General features: G+C 67.4%; 7 protein-coding genes and 1 pseudogene. 5 read left to right on the top strand and 3 right to left on the bottom strand.

Annotated features, from left to right (window positions below):
• Positions 1-222: 222 nt before the first annotated feature.
• On the bottom strand, positions 223-1,275 hold the full coding sequence (locus tag ACFDS3_RS17855) for a DUF6456 domain-containing protein (RefSeq protein ID WP_375263707.1): 1,053 nt from the start codon (positions 1,273-1,275) through the stop codon (positions 223-225).
• A gap of 218 nt (positions 1,276-1,493) precedes the next feature.
• Here ACFDS3_RS17855 and ACFDS3_RS17850 point away from each other — a divergent pair, with 218 nt between their 5' ends.
• Positions 1,494-1,787 carry a DUF6477 family protein gene (locus ACFDS3_RS17850; protein WP_375263706.1) on the top strand — a complete coding sequence of 98 codons (294 nt, stop codon included), beginning with the start codon at positions 1,494-1,496 and terminating at the stop codon, positions 1,785-1,787.
• On the opposite strand, the gene ACFDS3_RS17845 is transcribed toward ACFDS3_RS17850, so the two are convergent.
• Positions 1,780-3,327, bottom strand: a complete 1,548-nt coding sequence (locus ACFDS3_RS17845; protein ID WP_375263705.1) for a trimethylamine methyltransferase family protein — start codon at positions 3,325-3,327, stop codon at positions 1,780-1,782. The genes ACFDS3_RS17850 and ACFDS3_RS17845 overlap by 8 nt on opposite strands.
• 269 nt (positions 3,328-3,596) lie before the next feature.
• Between ACFDS3_RS17845 and ACFDS3_RS17840 the strand changes: the two genes are divergently transcribed.
• Complete coding sequence (locus ACFDS3_RS17840; protein WP_375263704.1) at positions 3,597-3,950, top strand: DoxX family protein; 354 nt, start codon at positions 3,597-3,599, stop codon at positions 3,948-3,950.
• A gap of 35 nt (positions 3,951-3,985) precedes the next feature.
• On the opposite strand, the gene ACFDS3_RS17835 is transcribed toward ACFDS3_RS17840, so the two are convergent.
• On the bottom strand, positions 3,986-4,315 hold the full coding sequence (locus ACFDS3_RS17835) for a hypothetical protein (RefSeq protein WP_375263703.1): 330 nt from the start codon (positions 4,313-4,315) through the stop codon (positions 3,986-3,988).
• 196 nt (positions 4,316-4,511) lie between these two features.
• Here ACFDS3_RS17835 and moaA point away from each other — a divergent pair, with 196 nt between their 5' ends.
• The 3 genes and pseudogenes from moaA to ACFDS3_RS17820 all read left to right on the top strand — a co-directional run.
• Complete coding sequence (gene moaA / locus ACFDS3_RS17830; protein WP_375263702.1) at positions 4,512-5,516, top strand: GTP 3',8-cyclase MoaA; 1,005 nt, start codon at positions 4,512-4,514, stop codon at positions 5,514-5,516.
• Positions 5,517-5,523: 7 nt separating this feature from the next.
• Positions 5,524-6,753 (top strand): 3-deoxy-D-manno-octulosonic acid transferase, encoded by a 1,230-nt coding sequence (locus ACFDS3_RS17825; RefSeq protein WP_375263701.1) that lies wholly within the window; start codon positions 5,524-5,526, stop codon positions 6,751-6,753.
• 40 nt (positions 6,754-6,793) lie between these two features.
• Positions 6,794-7,333: pseudogene (locus ACFDS3_RS17820) on the top strand (glycosyltransferase family 1 protein); the annotation flags it as partial.

Here is a 7,333-nt window from a genome sequence, read left to right as displayed (position 1 = left end):
AGGAGCGAAGGGTGGCACGGCGGGCGCGGCGTTGTTCGTGGCTCAGCATCGCTTCAATTAATGGTAATCTCTTGGCCTTAGCAAGAAAACCCGCTGCACTCGACCAGAGCATCGAGGGTCGCCGCGTTTCCCGACAGCCCTACCTAGAACGAAGATCGCCGCCGGAATGACCGGCGGCGATTTTTTCTTCATGATTTTTTCTTCATCAAGCTGTTCCGAAGGTCACCCGATCAGGCCGCCCCCCTTCACACCGTGTTCGGCATAGTGCCGCTCGAGCCGTTGCAGACCGATGCGCAGCACGATCTTGCCCGATCGCGCGGCCCAACCCATCCGCTGCTCGACCGTTTCCAGCCCTTCGAGCTTGCAGCACACGCGCAGCACCACGTCCCCGAGACCCGGCCCAAGATCGGCGAGCGCGGCAGAAACCCGCGCCAGCGCGCCCTCGGACCCGCGCGCATTGACATTGCCCTGGGCGGAGCCGGTCAGCAGGCTCTCCCAGCCGCCATCGGGGATGCCGGCCATCGCGGCAATCTCGAAATCCTCGCGCAACCGCTCGCCGGCACGGACTTCGCCGTCGCCCAGGAACTTCTCGCCCGACTTGTCCTTGCGCCGCGCCAGCATGACCAGCGGGCTTTCGGCGGCATAGCGGGTCCGCCTGTCCGGGGTATCGTCGTCTTGCACCGCACGGGCAGACGCGTTCTCGGCCTGCGCAACGTAGGCTTTCAGAGCCGTGCGGCCGTTGCCGGTGATCCGGTAGCGAAGGACGCGACCCGATCCGCCCGAGGCAATCCACTCCCGCAGCGCCATGGCTTCGGCGATTGCGCTCGCCACCGTGCCGGTGCGCAACGTCTCGCCGCCCGGAACCTCGCGGACGATGACCGCCATTTCCATGCCTTCGGCAACCGCGAGGCAGGCTCCTTGTTCGGTCAGGCGACGCAGGACGCGTTCGGCCTCCCTGTCGAACTCCTCTGACGACGGAAAGGCGTCCGCGTGTGTCATCGCATTCATGTCCCGTTTCCCTTCGAGCGGTCCAGCGACCCGCGGAGCGGTCCGGATGCGCCCGAGCCGCGTCAAAGCCCTGTCAATCAGAGGATCGTCCCGCCGTGCCTCGCAGCGCCTGACTTGGCGCAGGACGGTCGAGGGATGGCACCCGGCCTTACGGGCCAGGGACCGGATCGACCGGCCCTCGACGACATGCGCGAGATAGGTCCGCACATGGCCGGGAATCCAGGCGTCGTGGCAGGCGTTTGCCGTCTGCTTCGGGTGTACCCCCATCACTCGACCTCCGATCCTAATTAATCTGATCCACAGAAGAATCGCTGAGTACTAATCAACGTCTACTGTTGACGTTCTGTTAACGACATTAGCCGTCGAAGGCATATGGCCCACGAAATACTAAGCCCAACCTGCGCATCCGCGCGCTACTTGTTCCGATCGCGCAACAATAAGTTGTCTCATGGCAGACACATTCCCGCCAGATTCGGGAGTTACACATGTCGATCTTCGAACGAACCCTCTCACAGCTCCGCCGTCCGCGCCTGCTCGTGCAGGCCGCGCGCCACGGGCTTACATGCTATGATCGCGACTCGGTCCTGTCGCGAATCCTGAAGGGCGTCGCGCCCGGGCCAGGCACCGCCAGCTTCGACCTGCTGACTCGGGCCGAGCGCGCGCTGGATGATGCGCGGCGCAGGGGGGATGCCGGGTATTCCGCCGCCGGCCACGTGGAGGCGCTGACGGCGCTGATTGCCGAGGCGCGCCTCCTGTTGGGCGTGGGGCGGCTCAGTTGAAGGCGTCGGGCATCTCGGCCTTGCGCCGCGCGACATAATCTTCGAGCCGGCCGGAGATCTCGGGGTCGAGAAAAGGCTGCTGGTAGTCCGCCAGCATCTTCTCGACCCGCACCTCGGCCAGGGCGGCGGTATCGCGGCCGCCCTCGTCCGCCCAGGTCTCATAGGGCTTGTAGTCCAGGACCTGCGAGCGCCAGAACGCGCCCTTGAAGTTGGCCTGCGTGTGCGCGCAGCCAAGGAAGTGGCCGCCCGGCCCCACCTCGCGCAGCGCGTCCATCGCTTGCCCGGTCTCGCTCATGTCGACGCCACCTGCCAGCGTGTGCAGCACGCCCAGCTGGTCAGCGTCAGTCACGAACTTCTCGAGCGACGCGACCAGACCGCCTTCCAGCCACCCAGCCGCGTGCAGCATGAAATTCACGCCCGACAGCAGGCCCATGTTCAACGAGTTCGATGTCTCATACGCCGCCTGCGCATCGGGCAGTTTTGATCCCGTGAACGCCCCCGCCGAACGATACGGCAACCCCAGCCGCCGCATCAACTGCCCAGCGCCGTAGGTGATCAGCGCCGCTTCGGGCGTCCCGAAGGTCGGCGCGCCCGAGTTCATGTCGATCGAGGTCACGAAGGCACCAGCAATGACCGGCGCACCCTTGCGGCAGAGCTGGCTATACGCGACGCCCGCCATCACTTCCGCCAGAACCTGCGTCAGCGTCCCCGCCACAGTGACCGGCGCCATCGCTCCGCCCACGATGAACGGAGACACGATGCACGCCTGGTTCGCCTGAGCGTAGATCTCGAGCGCGCCCATCATCGTGGCGTCGAAGGTCAGCGGCGAGTTGATGTTGATGAGCGAGGTCATCACCGTGTTCTCGGCCACGAACTCCTTGCCGAAGAGGATCTCGCACATCTCGACCGAATCGGCGGCGCGGCTGGGTTCGGTCACCGATCCCATGAACGGCTTGTCGGACAGCGTCATGTGCGCCATCAGCATGTCGAAATGCCGTTTGTTCACCGGGATGTCGGTCGGCTCGCAGACCGTGCCCCCCGAATGGTGCATCCACTTCGACATGTAGGCGAGCTTCACGAAGCTGCGGAAATCCTCGATCGTGGCATAGCGCCGCCCCAGTTGGCGATCGCGCACGAAGGGCGGGCCGTAGACCGGCGCGAGGACCAAGTTGCGTCCGCCGATCTCGACCGACCGCTCGGGATTGCGCGCGTGCTGCGTGAACTGCGCTGGCGCGGTCGAACACAGCTGACGGGCGAGCCCCTTCGGGATGCGCACCCGTTCGCCCTGCACGTCCGCTCCTGCCTCGCGCCACCGGTCGAGCGCGGCCGGATTCTCGGTAAAGACGACGCCGATTTCCTCGAGCACCGTCTCGGCATTCGCCTCGATGATCTCGAGCGCGGCCTCATCCAGCATTTCAAGGTTCGGGATGTTGCGCTCGATATAGCGTGCGGCCTCGATCACAACGGCGGTGCGCTCGGCCCGCCGCGCGGCGCCGCCCCCCGTGCCCCTGCCGCGCTTGCGTGTCGCCGTGTCGGACATGATCGCACCCCTGAAGTTCGCTTCCGGCCTTCCTAGCGTGCCACAACCCGCCCGCGCGGCCCGTTTGCGCCGCCTGACGCCGAAAACCGACATGTCGGCGCCCTGCCCCGCACCGGCGCACAGAATCCGTTCGTTTTGCCCGAATTCGCGCTCGTGCATTCGCGTGATAAGTGACGCAACGTAAAGTTACCGCGCCTCATCCAGACAGGAGCTACCGAATGACGACCTTGAACCGCTACGCCCCGCAAGCGCTCAGCGTCTTGTGAATCGTGTCTGCGCTGATCTTCTTCGTGCACGGAACGCAGAAGATCCTGGGCTTTCCGGCCTCGGACATGAACCCGGCGGCCTTCAGCCTGCCGTGGATCGCGGGCATCCTGGAACTCGCCGGCGGCGCGCTCCTGATCGTCGGGCTGTTCTCCCGGCCGGTCGCCTTCGTGCTGTCGGGGCTGATGGCGTGCGCCTACTGGATCGCCCACGCGCCGCAATCGGCGTACCCCACACTCAACGGCGGCGACGCGGCGATCCTCTATTGCTTCGTCTTTCTCTACATCTTCTTCGCAGGCCCGGGGCCGTGGAGCGTCGGCGCGCTGCGCAGTCGCACGACATCGGTTGCCTACGCCTGAAGAACGGCCCGCCGCCTCGCGACGGCGGGCAGATATTACCGCGTATAGACGACCACTGTCGGAATATCGGTCAGCCCGACCCCAAGTGCCTGCATCGCCGACGGAGACAGTGTTGCGGCGGCAGTCGCGGGCCGAAGCTCGACCTCGGCCGTCTGCCCGGTCGAAGCGACCTCCACCCGCCCCGGCTGGGCCGACGACACCAGAGACGTAGCAAGCCAGGTGCCCGGAACGCTCACGTCGCCCAGTGACGCCGTCACCTCGCCCAGCCGCTGCGATCCGCCTACCGGCGTAGGGCCCGCCGCCTCGCCCTCTTCTTCCGCGGCGGCATCAGTGACCTCGGGCCCTGGCGCGGTCGTCGGCGCCATTGAAGACGCTGGCTGCGGCGGCTGGGACCCGCGGACCTCACCAGATGAGATTTGCGAACAGGCGCCAAGAAGGGCCAGCGCGGCGGCGGAAAGGGGAATGAAGCGTATCATGGTGAAAGCCTGCACCATCCCGCCCCGGGCCACAACGACGGACTGCCCCTTGTTGCCCCCCCGGCTGCGCCATAGGTTCCACCGCATGACCGAGCCTCTCATCGACCCGTTCCAGCGCGCGATCTCGTATCTGCGCGTCTCCGTCACCGACCGCTGCGACTTTCGCTGCGTCTACTGCATGGCCGAGAACATGCAGTTCCTGCCCAAGAAGGAGCTGCTGACGCTGGAAGAACTCGACCGCATGTGCTCGACCTTCGTCGGCCTCGGGGTGCGCAAGCTAAGGATCACCGGCGGTGAACCGCTCGTCCGGCGCGAGATCATGACGTTCTTCCGCGCGATGGGCCGGCACCTTGAGTCGGGAGCACTGCAAGAGCTGACGCTGACGACGAACGGCTCGCAGCTCGCGCGGTTTGCGCAGGACCTCCATGACGCCGGGGTGCGGCGGGTGAACGTGTCGCTCGACACGCTGGACGAGGCCAAGTTCGCCCGTGTCACCCGCTGGGGCCGCCTGCCGCAGGTTCTGAAGGGGATCGACGCGGCACAGGCCGCCGGTTTGCGGGTCAAGATCAACACGGTTGCCCTCAAGGGCTTCAACGAGGACGAGCTGCACACCCTCGTCGACTGGTGCGCCGAGCGGGACATGGACCTGACCTTCATTGAAGTCATGCCGATGGGCGACCTTGGCGCAGAAGATCGCGTCGGGCAGTTCTGGTCGCTGAAGGACGTGCGCGCCCGTCTGGCCGAGCGCTTTACCGTGACCGGACTGACCAAACGCACCGGCGGTCCGGCCCGCTATGTCCGCTTGGGCGAGACGGGGCAGGAGATCGGGTTCATCACGCCTCTGAGCCACAATTTCTGCGAAAGCTGCAATCGGGTCCGGCTCACCTGCACGGGCGAGCTCTACATGTGCCTCGGCCAAGAGGACATGGCCGACCTGCGCACGCCGCTCCGCGCGTCCGAAGACAACCGCGCACTGGAACAGGCGATCCGCGCGGCAATCTCGCTGAAGCCCAAGGGCCACGATTTCGACTATTCCCGGCAGGAAGCCGGCGGGCAGATGTCCCGCCACATGAGCCACACGGGCGGCTGACGGTCCGATGGCAAGGCGGTCGATCTGGCTGAGCCTCGTGGGCTGGGGCGAGCGCGCGCTCTGGCTCGTGATCCGCAAAAGGACCGAGCGGCGCTACGTCGAAAAGGGCGGCGACCCAGGCCGCTGGCCCGAACGGCTGGGACAAGGCGACCCGGAGCCGGAAGGACCGGTGATCTGGGTCCATGCCGTCAGCGTGGGCGAGATGATGTCGGCCCTTCCCCTCATCGAGGCCTTGCTGGCCGCCCGCCCCGACGCCCGGGTGCTTCTGACGACGACGACCGCGTCCTCGGCATCATTGGCCTCGATGCGCCTGCCGGACCGGGCGGTGCACCGCTTCGCTCCCGTGGACGATCCGGGCGCGGTGACGCGATTCCTGACCCAGTGGAAACCCGAACGGGCGATCTTCCTCGAAAGCGAGCTGTGGCCCAGCCAGATTGCGGCGCTTGACCGGCGGCGCATTCCGTTGGCCGTGGTCTCTGCACGGCTGACCGAGCAAACGGCGCGGAAATGGGGTCGCGCGCCCGGCCTTGCCCGCGCCGTGTTCGGCCGGATCACGCTACTACTTGCACAGGATGCCGCGACGGCGGAACGCGCGCGCGCGCTTGGCGCCCTGAACGTCGAGGTCGCTGGATCGCTGAAAGCCGCCGCCGCACCCCTACCGGTGGACGAGGCGGAACGCGCCGCCTTCGCCGCCCGCATCGGCGACCGCCCCGTCTGGGTCGCGGCCTCGACGCATCCGGGCGAGGAAAAGCTGGTGGCCGAGGCCCACGCCATCTTGCGCCGGACGCATCCCGACGCGCTTCTCATCCTCGTCCCCCGCCATGCCGAACGCGGCGCAGAGCTAGAGGAAACCCTCGCCCGCTGGCGGCCCCGCCTGCGCAGCCGCGGCGCCCCGCCTGTCGGCGACCTCTATATCGCCGATACGTATGGCGAGATGGGGCTGTGGTTTTCCCTCGCGCGGACGGTCTTCCTCGGCGGCTCGCTGGTCGAGGGGATCGGCGGCCACAACCCCCTGGAACCCGCCGCCTTCGCCTGCCGTATCCTCACCGGCCCCCACACGGCAAATGCCGAGACCGACCTGACCGCACTCGGCCCCATCGTTACGCGCGTGCGCACCCCGTCCGAGATTGCGGCCGCGGCGGCCGAGAGCATCGGCCCGCACCGCACCGAAACCGTCGGCACCGGCCCCACGGCAGACCTTGCCCGCGCTATCGCCGGCGCCTGCCTCGCGCTCTGAGCCCCTCGACAACGCGCCCCGCGCCGGGCACATCATTCCCATGCCCGAGCTCTTTGTCACGAACTACAACGCGCGGTTCACCGGGGTCTCCTCGACCGCCCAACGCATGGCAGTGCACCACCTGGCGCGCTACGACCTCGCGCTCGTCGGCCATCCGCTGCCCGGCCTGCCCGACCCGATCTCCCCGCGTGCCGCGCGCCGCCTCAGCCGGACGCCGCCGCCGGGGCGCCCCTTCGCGATCTGGCACGTCCGCCGCGACCCCGAGATGATCTCGGCCCTCTACGCCCGAGACGTCCTGCGCCTGCCGATCCGCACCGTCTTCACCTCGGCCGCCAAGCACCGGCACGGCGCCTTCCCCCGCTGGCTGATCGGCCGGATGGACGCGGTGATCGCCACCTCGCCGGACGCGGCTAGGTTCTTCCCCGATGTTGCAGCGACACTGCCGCATGGAGTCGACGTAGACGCTTATCGGCCTGCCGCCGACCGCCGCGCCGCGTGGGAGAGGCTCGGCTATGGCGGCACCCACGGCGTCGCCATCGTCGGGCGGGTCCGGTCGTCGAAGGGAACGGACGTCTTCGTG

Origin of the sequence: Palleronia sp., from assembly GCF_042089775.1 — a bacterium.
GTDB lineage: Bacteria > Pseudomonadota > Alphaproteobacteria > Rhodobacterales > Rhodobacteraceae > Palleronia.
This window is presented reverse-complemented; position numbering and strand designations above follow the sequence as displayed.

Coding starts and splice junctions, on each gene's coding strand:
- ACFDS3_RS17835 (WP_375263703.1), bottom strand. CDS start 4,315: ATGGCGCCGACGACCGCGCCAGGGCCCGAGGTCACTGATGCCGCCGCG.
- ACFDS3_RS17855 (WP_375263707.1), bottom strand. CDS start 1,275: ATGGGGGTACACCCGAAGCAGACGGCAAACGCCTGCCACGACGCCTGG.
- ACFDS3_RS17850 (WP_375263706.1), top strand. CDS start 1,494: ATGTCGATCTTCGAACGAACCCTCTCACAGCTCCGCCGTCCGCGCCTG.
- ACFDS3_RS17825 (WP_375263701.1), top strand. CDS start 5,524: ATGGCAAGGCGGTCGATCTGGCTGAGCCTCGTGGGCTGGGGCGAGCGC.
- ACFDS3_RS17845 (WP_375263705.1), bottom strand. CDS start 3,327: ATGTCCGACACGGCGACACGCAAGCGCGGCAGGGGCACGGGGGGCGGC.
- moaA (WP_375263702.1), top strand. CDS start 4,512: ATGACCGAGCCTCTCATCGACCCGTTCCAGCGCGCGATCTCGTATCTG.